At 69.6% G+C, this 17,480-nt stretch carries 20 protein-coding genes; 15 read left to right on the forward strand and 5 right to left on the reverse strand.

Annotated features, from left to right (window positions below; translation table 11 throughout):
* Nucleotides 1-48 precede the first annotated feature (48 nt).
* The 11 genes from HYQ63_RS28940 (at nt 49) to HYQ63_RS28990 (ending at nt 9,978) form a co-directional block, all read left to right on the forward strand.
* Entirely contained in the window at nt 49-1,401 is a 1,353-nt protein-coding gene (locus HYQ63_RS28940) for an MraY family glycosyltransferase (RefSeq protein WP_179936791.1), read from the forward strand.
* A gap of 234 nt (nt 1,402-1,635) precedes the next feature.
* Entirely contained in the window at nt 1,636-2,091 is a 456-nt protein-coding gene (locus tag HYQ63_RS28945) for a hypothetical protein (RefSeq protein WP_179936792.1), read from the forward strand.
* 204 nt (nt 2,092-2,295) lie between these two features.
* Nucleotides 2,296-3,165 (forward strand): F0F1 ATP synthase subunit A, encoded by an 870-nt coding sequence (gene atpB, locus HYQ63_RS28950; protein WP_257232664.1) that lies wholly within the window; start codon nt 2,296-2,298, stop codon nt 3,163-3,165.
* 73 nt (nt 3,166-3,238) lie between these two features.
* Nucleotides 3,239-3,481 (forward strand): ATP synthase F0 subunit C, encoded by a 243-nt coding sequence (gene atpE / locus HYQ63_RS28955; RefSeq protein ID WP_123099795.1) that lies wholly within the window; start codon nt 3,239-3,241, stop codon nt 3,479-3,481.
* A gap of 37 nt (nt 3,482-3,518) precedes the next feature.
* Nucleotides 3,519-4,079, forward strand: a complete 561-nt coding sequence (locus tag HYQ63_RS28960) for a F0F1 ATP synthase subunit B (protein WP_179936794.1) — start codon at nt 3,519-3,521, stop codon at nt 4,077-4,079.
* Nucleotides 4,076-4,891: a F0F1 ATP synthase subunit delta gene (locus HYQ63_RS28965; protein WP_179936795.1), complete on the forward strand. Its 816-nt coding sequence runs from the start codon at nt 4,076-4,078 to the stop codon at nt 4,889-4,891. Before HYQ63_RS28960 ends, HYQ63_RS28965 begins: the two co-directional genes overlap by 4 nt.
* 89 nt (nt 4,892-4,980) lie before the next feature.
* Nucleotides 4,981-6,552 (forward strand): F0F1 ATP synthase subunit alpha, encoded by a 1,572-nt coding sequence (atpA, locus tag HYQ63_RS28970; protein ID WP_179936796.1) that lies wholly within the window; start codon nt 4,981-4,983, stop codon nt 6,550-6,552.
* A 2-nt stretch (nt 6,553-6,554) separates the two neighbouring features.
* Nucleotides 6,555-7,469 carry a F0F1 ATP synthase subunit gamma gene (locus HYQ63_RS28975; RefSeq protein ID WP_179936797.1) on the forward strand — a complete coding sequence of 305 codons (915 nt, stop codon included), beginning with the start codon at nt 6,555-6,557 and terminating at the stop codon, nt 7,467-7,469.
* A 5-nt stretch (nt 7,470-7,474) separates the two neighbouring features.
* Nucleotides 7,475-8,917, forward strand: a complete 1,443-nt coding sequence (gene atpD, locus HYQ63_RS28980) for a F0F1 ATP synthase subunit beta (RefSeq protein WP_123099790.1) — start codon at nt 7,475-7,477, stop codon at nt 8,915-8,917.
* A 112-nt stretch (nt 8,918-9,029) separates the two neighbouring features.
* Nucleotides 9,030-9,407, forward strand: a complete 378-nt coding sequence (locus tag HYQ63_RS28985; RefSeq protein ID WP_009715009.1) for a F0F1 ATP synthase subunit epsilon — start codon at nt 9,030-9,032, stop codon at nt 9,405-9,407.
* A 121-nt stretch (nt 9,408-9,528) separates the two neighbouring features.
* On the forward strand, nt 9,529-9,978 hold the full coding sequence (locus HYQ63_RS28990) for a DUF2550 domain-containing protein (protein WP_009715008.1): 450 nt from the start codon (nt 9,529-9,531) through the stop codon (nt 9,976-9,978).
* Between the two features lie 68 nt (nt 9,979-10,046).
* Here HYQ63_RS28990 and HYQ63_RS28995 read toward each other — a convergent pair whose 3' ends face one another.
* Nucleotides 10,047-10,754 carry a response regulator transcription factor gene (locus HYQ63_RS28995; protein ID WP_257232229.1) on the reverse strand — a complete coding sequence of 236 codons (708 nt, stop codon included), beginning with the start codon at nt 10,752-10,754 and terminating at the stop codon, nt 10,047-10,049.
* 5 nt (nt 10,755-10,759) lie between these two features.
* Nucleotides 10,760-11,974, reverse strand: coding sequence for a sensor histidine kinase (locus HYQ63_RS29000; protein ID WP_179936798.1), 1,215 nt, complete (start codon nt 11,972-11,974; stop codon nt 10,760-10,762).
* 165 nt (nt 11,975-12,139) lie between these two features.
* Between HYQ63_RS29000 and HYQ63_RS29005 the strand changes: the two genes are divergently transcribed.
* Nucleotides 12,140-12,691, forward strand: coding sequence for a hypothetical protein (locus tag HYQ63_RS29005; RefSeq protein WP_179936799.1), 552 nt, complete (start codon nt 12,140-12,142; stop codon nt 12,689-12,691).
* A 381-nt stretch (nt 12,692-13,072) separates the two neighbouring features.
* Here the strand turns inward: HYQ63_RS29005 and HYQ63_RS29010 are convergent, their stop codons facing one another.
* The 3 genes from HYQ63_RS29010 to HYQ63_RS29020 form a co-directional block, all read right to left on the reverse strand.
* Nucleotides 13,073-13,645 (reverse strand): cob(I)yrinic acid a,c-diamide adenosyltransferase, encoded by a 573-nt coding sequence (locus HYQ63_RS29010; protein ID WP_179936800.1) that lies wholly within the window; start codon nt 13,643-13,645, stop codon nt 13,073-13,075.
* Between the two features lie 78 nt (nt 13,646-13,723).
* Nucleotides 13,724-14,479 (reverse strand): ABC transporter permease, encoded by a 756-nt coding sequence (locus HYQ63_RS29015; RefSeq protein ID WP_179936801.1) that lies wholly within the window; start codon nt 14,477-14,479, stop codon nt 13,724-13,726.
* A 17-nt stretch (nt 14,480-14,496) separates the two neighbouring features.
* Nucleotides 14,497-15,279, reverse strand: coding sequence for an ABC transporter ATP-binding protein (locus tag HYQ63_RS29020; RefSeq protein WP_179936802.1), 783 nt, complete (start codon nt 15,277-15,279; stop codon nt 14,497-14,499).
* Nucleotides 15,280-15,359: 80 nt separating this feature from the next.
* On the opposite strand from HYQ63_RS29020, the gene HYQ63_RS29025 reads away from it, so the two are divergent.
* From HYQ63_RS29025 to HYQ63_RS29035, 3 genes are all read left to right on the forward strand, one after another.
* Entirely contained in the window at nt 15,360-16,001 is a 642-nt protein-coding gene (locus HYQ63_RS29025; protein ID WP_179936803.1) for a TetR/AcrR family transcriptional regulator, read from the forward strand.
* An 82-nt stretch (nt 16,002-16,083) separates the two neighbouring features.
* Entirely contained in the window at nt 16,084-16,932 is an 849-nt protein-coding gene (locus HYQ63_RS29030) for a 3-hydroxyacyl-CoA dehydrogenase family protein (RefSeq protein WP_179936804.1), read from the forward strand.
* Between the two features lie 158 nt (nt 16,933-17,090).
* Complete coding sequence (locus HYQ63_RS29035) at nt 17,091-17,414, forward strand: STAS domain-containing protein (RefSeq protein WP_009714998.1); 324 nt, start codon at nt 17,091-17,093, stop codon at nt 17,412-17,414.
* Nucleotides 17,415-17,480 lie beyond the last annotated feature (66 nt).

Genomic DNA, 17,480 nt, shown 5'->3' on the forward strand with positions numbered 1-17,480 from the left:
GTCTCCTAGGGTGTGGCCCTGATCTGCCTCGCGACGTCTGGGGAATAGGTGCGTGAATACCTGCTGACTCTGTGCATCGTGGCCGCGGTGACGTATCTGCTCACCGGGCCGGTGCGGAAGTTCGCCATCGCCGCTGGTGCGATGCCGGAGATCCGGGCCCGCGATGTGCACCGTGAGCCCACTCCGCGGCTCGGAGGCATCGCCATGTTCGGCGGTCTCTGCGCGGGGTTGCTGGTGGCCGCTCACCTCACCAACCTCAAGGACGTCTTCGAAACGTCCAACGAGCCGCGCGCGCTGCTCTCCGGCGCCGGGCTGATCTGGCTGCTCGGGGTGCTGGACGACAAGTGGGGCGTGGACGCGCTCATCAAGCTGGGCGGCCAGATGATCGCCGCCGGTGTGATGGTGCTCCAGGGTCTGACCATCCTGTGGCTGCCGGTGCCCGGTGTGGGACCGGTCTCCCTGACGCCCTGGCAGGGCACGCTGCTGACGGTGGCTCTGGTCGTCATCACCATCAACGCGGTCAACTTCGTTGACGGGCTGGACGGTTTGGCGTCCGGCATGGTGTGCATCGCCGCCGCCGCGTTCTTCATGTACGCGTACCGCATCTGGTTCGGCTACGGACTGGAGGCCGCTGCCCCCGCGACCCTGTTCGCCGCCGTCCTCATGGGCATGTGCCTGGGCTTCCTGCCGCACAACGCCCACCCCGCGCGGATCTTCATGGGGGACTCGGGCTCGATGCTCATCGGGCTGGTGCTCGCGGCGGGCGCCATCTCCATCACGGGCCAGGTGGACCCGGACGCGATGAAGCTGTTCGCCGGTTCCGAGACGGCGGCGGTGCACGCCACCGTGCCGGTCTACATCCCGCTGCTGCTGCCGCTCACCGTCATCGCGGTGCCCTTCGCGGACCTGGTGCTCGCCATCGTCCGGCGCACCTGGCGGGGCCAGTCGCCGTTCGCGGCGGACCGCGGCCATCTGCACCACCGGCTGCTGGAGATCGGCCACTCGCACAGCCGGGCCGTGCTGATCATGTACTTCTGGTCGGCGCTGATCGCCTTCGGGGCGGTCGCGTACTCGGTGAACTCGGCCGGTGTGTGGTTCGTGCTCGCGATCGTGGCGCTGAGCGCGGTGGGTCTGGTGCTGTTGCTGCTGCCGCGGTTCACCCCGCGCGTGCCGGAGTGGGCGGAGCAGTTCGTACCGCCCCGCTACCGGCGCCGGGCCGCGACCGCCCAGGCGGCCGAGCCCGTCCGGTCCGCCGAGGTTGCCCAGGCGGCCTCGCCGGAGAAGTCGGACCAGCCCGAGAAGTCCGCCCCGGAACCGCTGCCGGCCGGTCTCAACGGCGCCACCGCGATCGGCGACCGGTCGCGTTTCCCCCACCGCAGGAAGATCGGATCCCCTCAGTAGTAACGACACGGCGCGTCAAACTCATACACGCTCTGTAACTCACACGTGTGACGTGCAGCACATCAGGTGGGTAAAGACCTCATCAAATAGTTTGTGATACCGTTCACTAAACCCGGTGCTTAGAGCCGAGGGGCCGTAGTGCGACGGCTCTTCGTCGCGAGGTTCCCTCTGTCCCCGGGGATACGCTCGTCCACGACGAATCGTTGCTTCCGACTCTTGCCGGAGAAACCCTTCATGCAGTCCAACGACGCCAGAACGCTGCCCAGTTGCGCCGTGCCCACCGCCGTGGTCGGGGTGGTCGCTGTCGCCGTCAGTTCTGTGCTCGCCGGTGGAAAGGGCGCGATCGGAGCCGCCTTCGGGACGCTCCTCGTAGTCGCGGTCATGACGATCGACCTGATCGTGCTCGAGCGCACCGCGAAGTATCTTCCGCAGCTGTTCCAGATGATGGGGCTCGCCCTCTACATGGTGCAGTTCCTGCTCATCGCGGTGCTGCTGGCCGTCTTCAAGGACACCACCCTCTTCAGCACCCGGGCGTTCGCGTTCTCCCTGCTTGCTGCGACACTGACGTGGATCGCGGCGCAGACCCGGGCTCATATGAAGGCCAAGATTCTCTACGTGCAACCGGAAGCCGAGGACGAACGGAAGCCGGCGAGGGAGAAGGAGACCTCCCCAGCCGGGTCCGCATCGTGATCTGTAGGGCCGGTATAAAGGCGCCTGCGCTCACCTGCTATCGTCCGGTGCCATCTGAGGCACAGCGGGCGCAGGCGGCTGAACCCCCGGATTCCACGGGACGGAATCTGCGGCCCATGCAGCTGCTGCCCGTGAGCCCATCGGCCTTGTGTACACAAGCCGCCCCCACATTCGTAAGAACCAGTCCAGTGCCGTTCCGTGGCCATGCGCCGCGCCGACACATCGAGGTTGCCGTACCCATGCGCCACGCTGAAGGAGCTCGCGGTGAGTCCTGACCAGACGCTCGCCTTCGAGACCGATTGCCACATCTTCGACGGGTGCGGCTTCCCGGCCCCAGGGCTTCACTCGTTCACGTTCCAGCCGATCGCCACCATTGGCGGCATCGAGTTCAACAAGCCGATGCTGCTGGCTCTGCTGGGCACCGTCGTCGTGGTCGTGTTCTTCTGGGCCGCTTTCGGGAGGGCCAAGGTCGTTCCCGGCAAGCTCCAGATGGTCGGTGAGGCGGGCTACGACTTCGTGCGCCGCGGCATCGTCTACGAGGCCCTGGGGAAGAAGGAGGGCGACAAGTACGTCCCCCTCATGGTCTCCCTGTTCTTCTTCATCTGGATCATGAACCTGTGGTCCGTGATTCCGCTGGCCCAGTTCCCGGCGACGTCGATCATCGCCTTCCCGGCGGGACTCGCCGCGATCGTCTACATCCTGTGGGTGAGCCTCACCTTCAAGAAGCACGGCTTCGTCGGCGGCTGGAAGAACATCTCCGGTTACGACAAGTCGCTCGGCGGCGTCCTGCCGCTGGTCATGGTCCTGGAGCTGTTCTCCAACCTGCTCATCCGGCCGTTCACCCACGCCGTCCGGCTCTTTGCCAACATGTTCGCCGGACACGTCCTGCTGCTGATCTTCACGATCGCCAGCTGGTACCTGCTGAACGGCATCGGGATCGCGTACGCGAGCATCTCGTTCGTGATGGTCATCCTGCTGACCGCCTTCGAGCTCTTCATTCAGGCCCTTCAGGCATACGTCTTCGTCCTGCTGGCCTGTAGCTACATTCAGGGCGCTCTCGCCGAGCACCACTGAGCACCCTGTCCCAGTCCGCAAGACATCCGGTGGCCAACCCCCACCGGCCCATGAAACAGAAGGAAGAACCGGCATGTCCGCTCTCCAGTCCCTGGCTGCTGAAACTGTGCACGGCTCCGTCGGCTCGATCGGCTACGGCCTCGCCGCCATCGGCCCGGGCGTCGGCGTCGGCATCATCTTCGGTAACGGCACCCAGGCCATGGCCCGCCAGCCCGAGGCGGCCGGTCTGATCCGTGCCAACCAGATCCTCGGCTTCGTGCTCTGTGAGGCGCTCGCCCTGATCGGTCTGGTCATGCCGTTCGTCTACGGCCCGTGATCACCTGCCGATAGCTGTTGCGACGAAAGGTACTGATGTGAACGCCCTGGACTTCCTGGCAGAGGAGGAGCAGAACCCGCTCCTCCCGCCGCTCCCAGAGCTTGTCATCGGCCTGATCGCCTTCGCCATCGTTTTCATCTTCTTCGCCAAGAAGCTGCTCCCGAACATCAACCGTGTTCTGGATGAGCGCCGCGCGGCGATCGAGGGCGGAATGGAGAAGGCCGAGGCAACTCAGGCCGAGGCCCAGCAGGTCCTCGAGGACTACCGCGCCCAGCTGGCGGACGCCCGCCACGAGGCCGCGCGACTGCGCCAGGAGGCGCAGGAGCAGGGCGCCGCGCTCATCGCGGAGATGCGTGCGGAGGGGCAGCGGCAGCGCGAGGAGATCATCGCGGCCGGTCACGCCCAGATCGAGGCCGAGCGCAAGCAGGCCGGTACGGCGCTGCGCCAGGACGTGGGCAAGCTCGCCACCGACCTGGCCGGCAAGATCGTCGGCGAGTCCCTGGAGGACGTCGCCCGGCAGAGCCGCACCATCGACCGCTTCCTCGACGACCTCGAGGCCAAGGCGGCCGACGGCTCGAAGGCCGAGGCCGGACGATGAACGGAGCGAGCAGGGAGGCACTGGCTGCCGCGCGCGAGCGCTTCGACGCGCTGACGGACAACACGTCCGTCGATGCGGCGAAGCTCGCCGACGAGCTGGCCGCCGTCACCGCGCTGCTCGACCGTGAGGTCTCGCTGCGCCGGGTGCTCACCGACCCGGCGCAGCCCGGCGAGGCCAAGGCCGAGCTGGCCCAGCGCCTGCTGAGCGGGCAGGTCGGCGGCGAGGTCCTGGACCTGGTCTCCGGCATGGTCCGCTCCCGCTGGTCGCGCTCGCGCGACCTGGCGGACGCGGTCGAGGAGCTGGCGAGCAGCGCCGACCTGGTGGCGGCCCAGCGGGTCGGCACCCTGGACAACGTAGAGGACGAGCTGTTCCGGTTCGGCCGGATCATCTCCTCCTCGTCCGAGCTGCGGTCGGCGCTGGCCGACCGGCGCGCGAACGGCACGGCCAAGGCCGGGCTGGTCCGCGAGCTGCTGGGCGGCCGGGCCGACCGGGTGACCGAGCGGCTCGTCGTGCGTCTTGTGACCCAGCCGCGCGGACGTAGCCTGGAGGCGGGTCTCGACGAGCTGTCGAAGCTCGCCGCGGCGCGCCGGGACCGGATGGTCGCGGTCGTCACCTCGGCGGTGCCGCTCAGCGACCGGCAGAAGGAGCGCCTCGGCGCCGCCCTCGCCTCGCTGTACGGACACCAGGTGCACCTCAACCTCGACGTGGACCCGGAGGTCCTCGGCGGGGTCGTGGTACGCATCGGCGACGAGGTCGTCAACGGGACCATCGCGGACCGTCTCGAAGAGGCGAGCCGACGGATGGCCGGCTGACCCAGCCACCAACTCAACAAGCATGTAAGCGGCCCGAGTTGGGCCGTAGTCACTTACTTCGGGCCCAACAAGGAGAGCAGGGAACCCAGATGGCGGAGCTCACGATCCGGCCGGAGGAGATCCGGGACGCGCTGGAGAACTTTGTCCAGGCGTACAAGCCGGACGCGGCCTCGCGCGAGGAGGTCGGTACGGTCAGCGTTGCCGGCGACGGCATCGCGAGGGTCGAGGGTCTTCCCTCGGCCATGGCGAACGAACTGCTGAAGTTCGAGGACGGCACCCTCGGCCTCGCCCTCAACCTCGAGGAGCGCGAGATCGGTGCCGTTGTCCTCGGCGAGTTCAGCGGCATCGAGGAGGGCCAGCAGGTGCACCGCACCGGCGAGGTTCTCTCGGTGGCTGTCGGCGAGGGCTACCTCGGCCGTGTCGTCGACCCGCTGGGCAACCCGATCGACGGCCTCGGCGAGATCGAGACCGAGGGCCGCCGCGCCCTCGAGCTTCAGGCCCCCACGGTCATGCAGCGCAAGTCGGTGCACGAGCCGATGGAGACCGGCTACAAGGCCGTCGACGCCATGACCCCGATCGGCCGCGGCCAGCGTCAGCTGGTCATCGGCGACCGGCAGACCGGCAAGACCGCGCTGTGCGTCGACACGATCATCAACCAGCGTGACAACTGGCGCTCCGGCGACCCGAAGAAGCAGGTCCGCTGCATCTACGTCGCCGTCGGCCAGAAGGGCTCCACCATCGCGTCCGTGCGCGGCGCGCTGGAGGAGGCCGGTGCGCTGGAGTACACGACGATCGTCGCCGCCCCGGCGTCCGACCCGGCGGGCTTCAAGTACCTCGCGCCCTACACCGGCTCGGCCATCGGCCAGCACTGGATGTACGAGGGCAAGCACGTCCTGATCGTCTTCGACGACCTGTCCAAGCAGGCCGACGCGTACCGCGCCGTGTCGCTGCTGCTGCGCCGCCCGCCGGGCCGTGAGGCCTACCCGGGTGACGTCTTCTACCTGCACTCCCGGCTGCTGGAGCGCTGCGCCAAGCTCTCCGACGAGATGGGCTCCGGCTCGATGACCGGTCTGCCGATCGTCGAGACCAAGGCGAACGACGTGTCGGCGTTCATTCCGACCAACGTCATCTCCATCACCGACGGTCAGTGCTTCCTCGAGTCCGACCTGTTCAACGCCAACCAGCGGCCGGCCCTCAACGTCGGTATCTCGGTCTCCCGAGTCGGTGGTTCCGCCCAGCACAAGGCGATGCGCCAGGTCTCCGGCCGACTCCGCGTGGACCTCGCCCAGTACCGCGAGCTGGAGGCGTTCGCCGCCTTCGGTTCCGACCTGGACGCGGCCTCGAAGGCGTCGCTGGAGCGCGGTGCGCGCATGGTCGAGCTGCTGAAGCAGGGCCAGTACGCCCCGTACTCCACCGAGGACGAGATCGTCTCCATCTGGTCCGGCACCAACGGCAAGATGGACGACGTGCCCGTCGAGGACGTCCGCCGCTTCGAGCGTGAGCTGCTGGACTACCTCCACCGTGAGCACAAGGGGCTGCTGACCAGCATCGTCGAGGGCGGCAAGATGTCCGACGACACGATCGCGGCGCTGGGCGAGGCCGTCGACAGCTTCAAGAAGCAGTTCGAGACCTCGGACGGCAAGCTGCTGGGCGAGGGCTGAGTATGGGTGCCCAGGTCAAGGTCTACAAGAGGCGGATCAAGTCCGTCTCCGCGACCAAGAAGATCACCAAGGCGATGGAGATGATCGCCGCCTCGCGCGTCGTCAAGGCGCAGCGCCAGGTGGCCGCGTCGACTCCGTACGCCACCGAGCTGACCCGTGCGGTGGGCGCGGTGGCCAAGGGCTCCACCACCCAGCACGCGCTGACCACGGAGGCCAAGAACCCGACCCGCGCCGCGGTGCTGCTCATCACGAGCGACCGCGGGCTCGCGGGCGGCTACTCCTCCAACGTCATCAAGGCGGCCGAGCAGCTCACCGAGCGGCTCACCGGCGAGGGCAAGGAGGTCGACACCTACCTCGTCGGCCGCAAGGGCGTCGCCTACTACACCTTCCGTGAGCGCAAGGTCACGGAGTCGTGGACGGGCTTCACCGACAACCCGACCTACGCCGACGCCAAGAAGATCGCCGGACCGCTGATCGAGGCCGTGCTCCAGGAGACGGCCGACGGCGGCGTGGACGAGCTGCACATCGTGTTCACCGAGTTCGTCTCGATGCTGACGCAGACCCCGGTCCAGGACCGGCTGCTGCCGCTCAGCCTCGAGGAGAAGGCGGAGGAGCAGGAGAAGAAGGGCGAGATCCTCCCGCTCTTCGAGTTCGAGCCGTCCGCCGAGGACGTCCTGGACGCCCTGCTGCCGCGGTACGTCGAGGCTCGTATCTACAACGCCCTGCTCCAGGCCGCCGCCTCCAAGCACGCGGCCACCCGGCGGGCGATGAAGTCGGCGACCGACAATGCCGATGAGCTCATCAAGTCGCTCACGCGGCTTGCCAACGCGGCCCGCCAGGCCGACATCACCCAGGAAATCAGCGAGATCGTCGGTGGCGCGAGCGCTCTGGCCGACGCCTCTGCGGGGAGTGACTGACAACTATGACCACCACTGTTGAGACGGCCACGGCGACGGGCCGCGTCGCGCGGGTCATCGGCCCGGTCGTCGACGTGGAGTTCCCCGTCGACGCGATGCCGGAGATCTACAACGCCCTCACCGTCGAGGTCGCCGACCCGTCCGAGGACGGGGCGAAGAAGACCCTGACCCTCGAGGTCGCGCAGCACCTGGGCGAGGGCCTGGTGCGCTCCATCTCCATGCAGCCCACCGACGGCCTGGTCCGCCAGGCCCCGGTGACCGACACCGGCGCCGGTATCACCGTGCCCGTCGGCGACGTCACCAAGGGCCGTGTGTTCAACACCCTCGGCGAGATCCTGAACGAGCCCGAGGCCGAGTCCGAGGTCACCGAGCGCTGGTCCATCCACCGCAAGGCCCCGGCGTTCGACCAGCTCGAGTCCAAGACCGAGATGTTCGAGACCGGCCTGAAGGTCGTCGACCTGCTGACCCCGTACGTCAAGGGCGGCAAGATCGGTCTGTTCGGCGGCGCGGGCGTCGGCAAGACCGTCCTCATCCAGGAAATGATCATGCGTGTGGCCAAGCTGCACGAGGGCGTTTCCGTGTTCGCCGGTGTCGGCGAGCGCACCCGTGAGGGCAACGACCTGATCGAGGAGATGGCCGAGTCCGGCGTGCTCCCGCAGACCGCGCTGGTCTTCGGCCAGATGGACGAGCCCCCGGGCACCCGTCTGCGCGTCGCCCTGGCCGGTCTGACCATGGCGGAGTACTTCCGCGATGTGCAGAAGCAGGACGTGCTGTTCTTCATCGACAACATCTTCCGCTTCACCCAGGCCGGTTCCGAGGTCTCGACCCTGCTCGGCCGCATGCCCTCCGCGGTGGGCTACCAGCCGAACCTGGCCGACGAGATGGGCATCCTCCAGGAGCGCATCACCTCGACCCGCGGTCACTCGATCACCTCGATGCAGGCGATCTACGTCCCCGCGGACGACCTCACCGACCCGGCCCCGGCGACCACCTTCGCGCACCTCGACGCGACCACGGTGCTCTCCCGGCCGATCTCGGAGAAGGGCATCTACCCGGCGGTGGACCCGCTGGACTCGACGTCCCGGATCCTGGACCCGCGCTACATCTCGCAGGACCACTACGACTGCGCCTCGCGCGTGAAGTCGATCCTCCAGAAGTACAAGGACCTCCAGGACATCATCAATATCCTGGGCATCGACGAGCTCGGCGAGGAGGACAAGCTCACCGTCTTCCGCGCCCGCCGCATCGAGCGCTTCCTGTCGCAGAACACCCACGCGGCGAAGCAGTTCACCGGTCTCGACGGATCGGACGTGCCGCTGGACGAGTCGATCGCCGCGTTCAACGCGATCGCCGACGGTGAGTACGACCACTTCCCGGAGCAGGCGTTCTTCATGTGCGGTGGCCTGGACGACCTGAAGGCCAAGGCCAAGGAGCTGGGCGTCTCCTGAGCTCCGTAGCTTAAGGAGAGGGGTGGGCCCGGTCCCGCCCCTCTCCGCACGCCCGTTATTCTTTGACGAAAGCCCTGTCGTTCCCGGCAGGTTTCAGACCCGAGGAGCCACGTTGGCTGCTGAGCTGCACGTCGAGATGGTCGCGGCGGACCGTAGTGTCTGGTCCGGCACGGCCACCTTGGTCATCGCGCGCACCACATCGGGTGACATCGGCGTCATGCCCGGCCACCAGCCGCTGCTCGGTGTGCTGGAGTCCGGCCCGGTGACCATCCGTACGAGCGACGGCGGGACGGTCGTCGCCGCGGTGCACGGCGGGTTCATCTCGTTCTCGGATGACAAGCTCTCGCTGCTGGCCGAGGTCGCGGAGCTGTCCGACGAGATCGATGTCAAGCGCGCGGAGCGGGCGCTGGAGCGTGCCAAGTCGGAGGCGGACGCCGCCGCCGAGCGGCGCGCCGACGTCCGGCTGCGTGCGGTGGCGGGAGTGCACTGAGCCTGTCACGTTACGGTCGTAAAGCCTCAGCCGCGGACCTCGCTGGAGTTCCTCTTCAGCGGTCCGCGGCTGAGGCGATGCAGGTGCGGTTTTTCCGGATGAGGCGAGGAGGTCGGTGAAGATGGTCCTCGCTCTGCTCGTGAGCGGCGTGGTCGTCGCGCTGGTGGTGGCGGGACTCTTCGTCTTCGGACTGCGGCGGCGGCTGATCCAGCGGTCCGGCGGCACCTTCGACTGTTCGATGCGCTGGGGCGCGCCCGGACCCGAGGCGGAGCCCAGCGGCAAGGGGTGGGTGTACGGGATCGCCCGCTACGACGGTGACCGGATCGAGTGGTTCCGGGTCTTCTCGTACGCGTTCCGCCCCCGACGGACCCTGGAGCGCGCCTCGATCGAGGTGCTGGAGCGGCGTACGCCCAAGGGCGAGGAAGAGCTGGCCCTGCTCTCCGACGCGGTGATCCTGGCCTGTCGGCACAGCGGTACGCGGCTGGAGCTGGCGATGAGCGACGACGCCCTCACCGGCTTCCTGGCCTGGCTGGAGGCCGCCCCGCCCGGCCAGCGCGTCAACGTCGCATAGCGGCGCCTTTTTTATATCCGCAGCCGTACGCGCCCCCAGCCTTACCCCCAGCCTTTGCCCCCTGGCTCTTATACGCCCAACTCCTGCGCCAGGACGGCCGCCTGGACCCGGCTGCGCAGCTCCAGCTTGCCGAGCAGCCGGCTGACATGGGTCTTCACCGTCGCCTCCGCCATCGTCAGATGCGTCGCGATCTGTGCGTTCGACATCCCCTGGCCCAGACAGCCCAGCACCTCCCGCTCGCGCGGGGTGAGCGCGGCGAGCACCGACGGATCGGCCGCCGTCGCGGCCCCCGACCGGGCGAACTCCGCGATCAGCCGACGGGTCACCGCGGGCGCGATCTGCCCCTCGCCGCGCGCGACCGTGCGCACCGCCTCGACCAGCCGTGCCGCGTCGCTGTCCTTGAGCAGAAACCCGGCCGCCCCGGCGCGCAGCGCCCCGAAGACGTACTCGTCCAGGTCGAAGGTGGTCAGCACCAGCACATCGGCCAGCCCCTCGGCGACCACCTGCCGGGTCGCGGAGACCCCGTCGAGCCGGGGCATCTGCACGTCCATCAGCACCACGTCGGGCCGCAGCGCCCGGGCCCGCTCCACGGCCTGCTCGCCGTCGGCGGCCTCGCCGACCACCTCGATGCCGGGCGCCGACCGCAGGATGAGCACGAGCCCGGAACGCACCGAGGCCTGGTCCTCGGCGACGAGCACCCGGATGGGCGCGGGCGTCGTCTCCGGCGTGGGCTGTCGCTGGTGCACCGCGGCTCCTGTGGGGGCTGTGTCGGTCATGGCTGTCAGGCCCCGTCACCCAGCGGCAGGGCGGCCCGGACCCGCCACACCGTGCCGGAGGGACCGGGGACGGGGCCCGCGTCGAGGGTGCCGCCGAGCAGCGTGACGCGCTCCCGCATCCCGATCAGCCCGGTCCCGGACCCGGGCACCGGCGGGGTGGGGCGGTCGCCGCCGTACGGGCTGGTCACGCTGACCTCCAGCGCGCCGTCCGCACCGCCCGTGGGGTGCGTCAGCGTCACGTCCACCCGGCCGGGCCCGGCGTGCTTGAGGGCGTTGGTCAGGGACTCCTGGACGATGCGGTACGCGGCGAGTTCGACCGGCGCGGGCAGCGGGGCGGAGCCCGCCGGGCGCTCGTCGTACAGGACGAAGTCCTGGCCGCCGGGCCCGCTGCTGCTCCTGGCCTGCTCCAGCAGGGAGTCCAGGGCGCCGAGGGTGGGCGCGGCGTACGGCTGCTCCTCGTCCCGCGCGTCGCGCAGCAGCCCGATCAGCCGCCGCATCTCGGCGAGCCCGCGCACGCTGTTCTCCCGGATGACCCCGAGCGCCTCCTCCGTCGCGGCCGGGTCCTTGAGGGACTGGGCGGCGGTGGAGTGGATGGCGATCGCGGAGAGGTGGTTGGCCACCATGTCGTGCAGCTCGCGCGCCATCCGGGCCCGCTCGGCGGTGACCGCCTCCCGGCGGTCCAGCTCGGCCAGCAGCGCGACGCGTTCGGCCTCCAGACGGGCGGCCGCGGCCTCCTCGCGGTGGTTGCGGACCAGCACGCCGGTCCATGCCGGGCTGATGGTGAACACCGCGACGAGCATGCCGACCAGCAGCGCCCAGGGCTCGCGCACGACCGCCAGCGGCACCGCCGTCGCCACCGCCGTGACCAGCACGCACAGCCGGGGGAGACGGCGGGCGGTGGCGGGGCTGCCGTACATGACGCACGCGTAGATCAGGTCCGTGTACATCAGGAGCGTCGCGGCGAGCCCGCCGCTGCACAGGTCCAGGGCCACCGCGGCGGTCCCGATGCCGAGCCCCGTGACCGGCGCCGTACGCCGCAGCAGCTCCGCCCCCGAGATGACGACCAGGGCGACCAGCCCCAGCCACTGGGGCGTACCGAAGAACGGCGGATTGTTGTGCAGCCCCAGCGTCCACAGCAGGGCCCCGCCGAGCACCCCGGCGAGGCCGATCAGCACGTCGTCGCGGTGGGGGCGCGGCAGGCGGGACGGGCGGGACGGCATGCCCCCATCACAGCACGCGGCACGGGGTGCGGACCTCCCCTCCGGGTCGGTCCTTCCGGTGCGGGGCGTACATCGAAGGATGCAGCCGGGTTTCGTCGCCCGCGACGAGGCGGGCGCCCGGATCGCACGGAACGGTGAGGGAGGAGAAACCGAGAGGAGCGAACCGTGATCGTCACGCTGATCATCGCCTGTGAGGTCGGCTTCTGGGTGCTGCTGGCCGTGGGGCTCGCGCTGCGGTACGTGGCGAAGATGCCGCGCGCGGGCGTCGCCGTGCTGCTGTGCGAACCCGTGCTGGAGCTGGTCCTGTTCGTGGCGACCGCGATCGACCTCAAGAACGGTGCCGAGCCGGACATGAAGCACGGGATCGCCGCGGCCTACATCGGCTTCTCGGTCGCCCTGGGCCATCAGACGATCAAGTGGGTCGACGCCCGCGTGGCCCACCGGTTCTTCGGCGGGCCACCGCCGGTCAAGCCGCCGAAGTACGGCGTGGCGCGAGCGATACACGAGTGGAAGACCGCCGCCCGCTGGGTGCTGGCGGCGGTCATCGCGATGGCGCTGCTCCAGGGAGCCATCTGGTACGTCGGCGACGACGGCGACATCGGCTCGCTGCGCGAGTGGCAGACGAGGATGCTGTTCATGATCGGCATCAACGTCGTCATCGCGCTGAGCTACACGCTCTGGCCGAAGCGCGAGCCCTCCGGCTCCGCCACGCGGTAGCCCCCACCCCGCCCCTCCCCGAACCGGGGGAAACCCCCGGCCCCCGGGGTCTGGCAGGGCTGCGCCCCGGCCTCCCGCTCTGGGGCTGCGCCCCCGGTTTCCGGGGCCTGGTTGGGTCTCGCCCCAGGGCCCCGGCAGGGCTGCGCTGCGCCTCGGGCCCCGCTGGGGTGGCGTTTCCGGGGCACGGTTGGGGTTTCGCCCCCGGCCCCGCTGGGGCTTTGCCCCGGGCCCCGGCGGGGGCTGTGCCCCGGGGCCTCGGGTCCGGTCGCGCTTTCGAGTCGCCGCTGGCGCTGCGCCGCCCGCGCAGGTGTGCAGCGGCCTCGTTCCGGGGTCCGGGGCCGGCCCCGGTTCGGGAAGGGGCGGGGTGGGGAAAGGCCCGCGTCAGCGGTTCTCGCCGGGCACCCACAGCACGTCGCCGACCTCCTTGTTGGCCGAGCGGGCCAGGATGAAGAGCAGGTCGGACAGGCGGTTGAGGTAGGTCGCGGTGAGCGGGTTCATGGAGTCGCCGTGCTCGGCGAAGGCCGCCCACGTCGCGCGCTCGGCACGCCGTACGACCGTGCACGCCTGGTGCAGCAGGGCCGCGCCCGGTGTGCCGCCGGGGAGGATGAAGCTGCGCAGCTTCTCCAGGTCCTCAAGGAAGCGGTCGCAGTCCGCCTCCAGCTTGTCGATGTAGCCCTGCTCGACCCGCAGCGGCGGATGCTCGGGGTTCTCGACCACCGGCGTGGACAGGTCGGCGCCCACGTCGAACAGGTCGTTCTGGACCCGGACCAGGACGTCGGTGATCTCGGCCGGCAGCGAGCCCAGCGCGATGGCCACGCCGATCGCCGCGTTCGCCTCGTTCGCGTCGGCGTACGCGGCGATCCGCAGGTCGGTCTTGTCGGTGCGGCTCATGTCGCCGAGGGACGTGGTGCCCTTGTCCCCGGTACGCGTGTAGATGCGGGTGAGATTGACCATGGGTCCGAGCCTACGCGCAGCGGCTAGGGGTGACTTTCGGATCAGCCCGCGAGCCCGGCATGATCCGGGAGCCACCCCTTACGCCCCGGCCTGCCGGAAGAGCCGGGTGCCGAGGGTGACGGCGACGGCGGCGAGCCCGGTGGCGACCAGGCAGGCGAGCCCGATCTTGCCGTCCCCGTAGTCCCCGGCGAAGGCGGCCCGTACGCCGTCCACGAGGTAGCGGAACGGCACGAAGTGCGAGGTGATGTCGAGCCAGCGCGGGCCGAGCGACATCGGCAGCAGGATGCCGGAGAGCAGCATCGCGGGCATGGTGACGGAGTTGATGACGGGGGCGAAGCCCTGCGGCGACTCCACGCGCATGGCCAGCGCGTACGAGAGCGAGGCCAGGGAGACGGTGAGCGCGGCGACGAAGCCGAAGCCGATCAGGATGCCCGGCAGCGGCGCGCGCAGCCCCATGGCGACGGCGACGAGCACGACCACCACGGACTGGAGCAGCAGCTGGACGACGTCCTTGAGCACCCGGCCCATGAGCAGGGCCAGTCGGCTGACCGGGGTGACCCGCATCCGTTCGATGACGCCCATGCGCTTTTCGAAGATGATGCCGATCCCGGCGAACGAGGCGCTGAACATGCCGAGCTGGACGAGGATGCCGGGGACGATGGTCTGCCAGGAGTCGCCCTCGCCGCCCAGCGGTATGTCGGTGAGCAGCGGGCCGAAGAAGACCAGGAACAGCAGCGGCTGGACGAGGCCGAAGACCATGGCGGGCTTGGAGCGCAGGGTCTGGCGGAGGTGGCGGCGGAAGATCAGGGCCGTATCGGCGATGACGTGGGGCATGGGGGCTCCTTCCGGGTTCAGACGGTGAGCGGGGCGGGGTCGCGCGGCGCGGTGCGGCGCCCGGTGACGGCGATGAAGGTGTCCTGGAGTGTGGCGTCCGGCGAGCCGCCGTACTCGGTCTTGAGCCGCTCCGCCGTGCCCTCGGCGGCGACCCGGCCCTGGTCGACGATGACGAGCCGGTCGGCGAGCGCGTCGGCCTCGTCGAGGTAGTGGGTGGTCAGGAAGACGGTCATGCCGTGCTCGGCGCGCAGCCTCCGGATCAGCTCCCACAGGTCCGCGCGCCCGGCCGGGTCAAGACCGGTCGTCGGCTCGTCCAGGAACAGGATCTCGGGCCGGTGGACGAGGCCCAGCGCGATGTCCAGCCGCCGCCGCTGCCCGCCGGAGAGGGCGGCGCAGGGGCGGTCCAGCAGCTCGGTCAGGTCCAGCTCGCGGGCCAGTTCGTCGGCGCGGGCCAGCGCCTCGGGCTGGGGGAGCCGGTAGAGCCGCCCCTGGGTGACGAGTTCCTCCCGTACGGAGACGGTGGGGTCGACCCCGCCGGACTGGGCGACGTACCCGATGCGGCGGCGCACCCCGGCCGGGTCGGCGGCGAGGTCGTGGCCCGCGACGGTCGCGGTGCCGCCGGTGGGCGGGAGCAGCGTGGTGAGCATGCGGAGCGTGGTGGTCTTGCCCGCCCCGTTGGGGCCCAGGAAGCCCAGGATCTCCCCGGCTTCGACGGTCAGGTCGATGCCGCGGACGGCTTCCACGGGGCCGTGCTTGGTCCGGAAGGTGCGGGTGAGCCCGCTCGTGGTGATGACTGGCATGCCCCCAAGAAAAGCAGGGTCACTTAATTTTTGCAATGACCCCAAAGATTAAGCTGGTCCAGCGAAGCTAGGATGAGGACATGGCGGAAGGGCTCAGGGAGCGGAAGAAGCGGCAGACCAGGCAGCACATCTCGGATGTCGCGACCGGGCTGTTCATGGCGCGCGGCTTCGAGGCGGTCACGATCGCGGAGATCGCCGAGGCGGCCGAGGTCTCCGTGAACACGGTCTACAACTACTTCCCGACCAAGGAGGACCTCTTCGTCGACCGCGAGGAGGAGATCGTCGACCGCCCCTCCCGGCTCGTACGGGAGCGTGCTGTCGGCCAGTCGGCGGCGCGGGCGATCGTGGAGCAGTTGCGCCATGACATCCGGGAGCGGCACGCGTATGTCGGGCTGAGCGAGGGCTACGACCGGTTCCGCCAGGTCATGACCGACTCGCCCACCCTGATGGCCAGGCTGTTCACCATCCAGGGCAAGGCGGTCAACCAGCTCGGTGTCACGCTGCGCGAGGAGGCGGCCGCGGCTCCGGAGGACCCGACCCCCGAGTTCGTCGCCCACCAACTGGTCGGCCTTCAGAACGCCGTTCAGCGGTGCGTCATCCGCGGTCTCGCGGAGGGCGGTGGCGTGGACGAGGTCGCCGAGGACACCCTCCGGAAAGTCGACGTCATGGAGTCGCTCCTCAGCGATACGGTCCTCAACTATGCGGTGAAGAACACACCGTGACGCGCCTTACTAGGGGCTGCCCCAAGGGGTGAACGGGCGTTAAGGTCCACGCACACCGAACGTCGACGAAAGGGTGTGTGTCGTGGCCAAGAAGCTCGCGGTCATCGGAGCCGGACTCATGGGGTCCGGTATCGCGCAGGTCTCCGCCCAGGCGGGCTGGGACGTCGTGCTGCGCGATGTGACCGATGAGGCGTTGCGGCGCGGCACCGACGGCATCCGCGCCTCGTACGAGAAGTTCGTCTCCAAGGGCAAGCTGGACGCCGCGGAGGCCGAGCAGGCGCTCGCCCGCATCACCACCACGACCGACCTCGACGCCGCCGCCGACGCGGATGTCGTGGTGGAGGCCGTCTTCGAGAGGATCGACGTCAAGCGGGAGATCTTCCGCACCCTCGACGGACTGGTCAAGGACGACACCATCCTCGCGTCCAACACCTCCGCCATCCCGATCACCAAGATCGCCTCCGCCACGAAGCGCCCGGAGCGGGTCGTGGGCACCCACTTCTTCTCGCCCGTCCCGATGATGCAGCTGTGCGAACTGGTGCGCGGCTACAAGACGAGCGACGAAACGCTCGCCACGGCACGGGAGTTCGCGGAGGGTGTGGGCAAGACCTGTATTGTCGTCAACCGTGATGTCGCGGGCTTCGTCACCACGCGCCTGATCTCGGCACTCGTGGTCGAGGCCGCCAAGCTCTACGAGTCCGGGGTCGCCACGGCCGAGGACATCGACATCGCCTGCAAGCTGGGCTTCGGCCACGCGATGGGACCCCTCGCGACGGCCGACCTCACCGGCGTGGACATCCTGCTGCACGCCACCGACAACATTTACACCGAGTCCCAGGACGAGAAGTTCGCGCCACCGGAGATCATGCGCCGGATGGTCGACGCGGGTGACATCGGCCGCAAGAGCGGTGGGGGCTTTTACCGCTACTGAGGGCCCTGGTGCGGCGCCAGGCCCGTAACTCACCCTCCCGGGTGAATTCGGTATCGGTTCGCTTACAGACGGCAACTTCCTCGGGTGAGAGGCAGTCAGTTCTGTAGAGAGAAATGGCGCATTGACGACACGACGACGCACCATCCAGGGGAGCGCATATGCACATCAGGGGCGACCACGCCGAGCTGGTCGTCGGGGGCCGCCTGGACGTCCGAAGCGCGGCGGACGCCCGTACGGCCCTGCATACCGCCGTTGACTCCGGCGGAGGGGATCTCGTACTCGACCTGACCGAGCTGGACTCCTGGGACGCCACCGGGCTCGGCGTGATCATGGGGGCGCACCGGAGGGCGGGCCGGGCGGGTCGGCGGCTCGTCCTGCGCGGGGTGCCGCCCCAGATGCAGCGGCTGCTGGTGGCCACCCGACTGCACCGCATCCTGGCGATCGAGGGCGGGCTCGAGGCGGAGACGCTGCCGCGCGTCTGAATCCCCCGGGGCGCGGGCCGTTCCGGGGGCCCGAATCCCCGGGGTGGCGCGGGCCGTTCCGGGGCC

The organism is Streptomyces sp. Rer75 (assembly GCF_013414305.1).
GTDB lineage: Bacteria > Actinomycetota > Actinomycetes > Streptomycetales > Streptomycetaceae > Streptomyces > Streptomyces himastatinicus.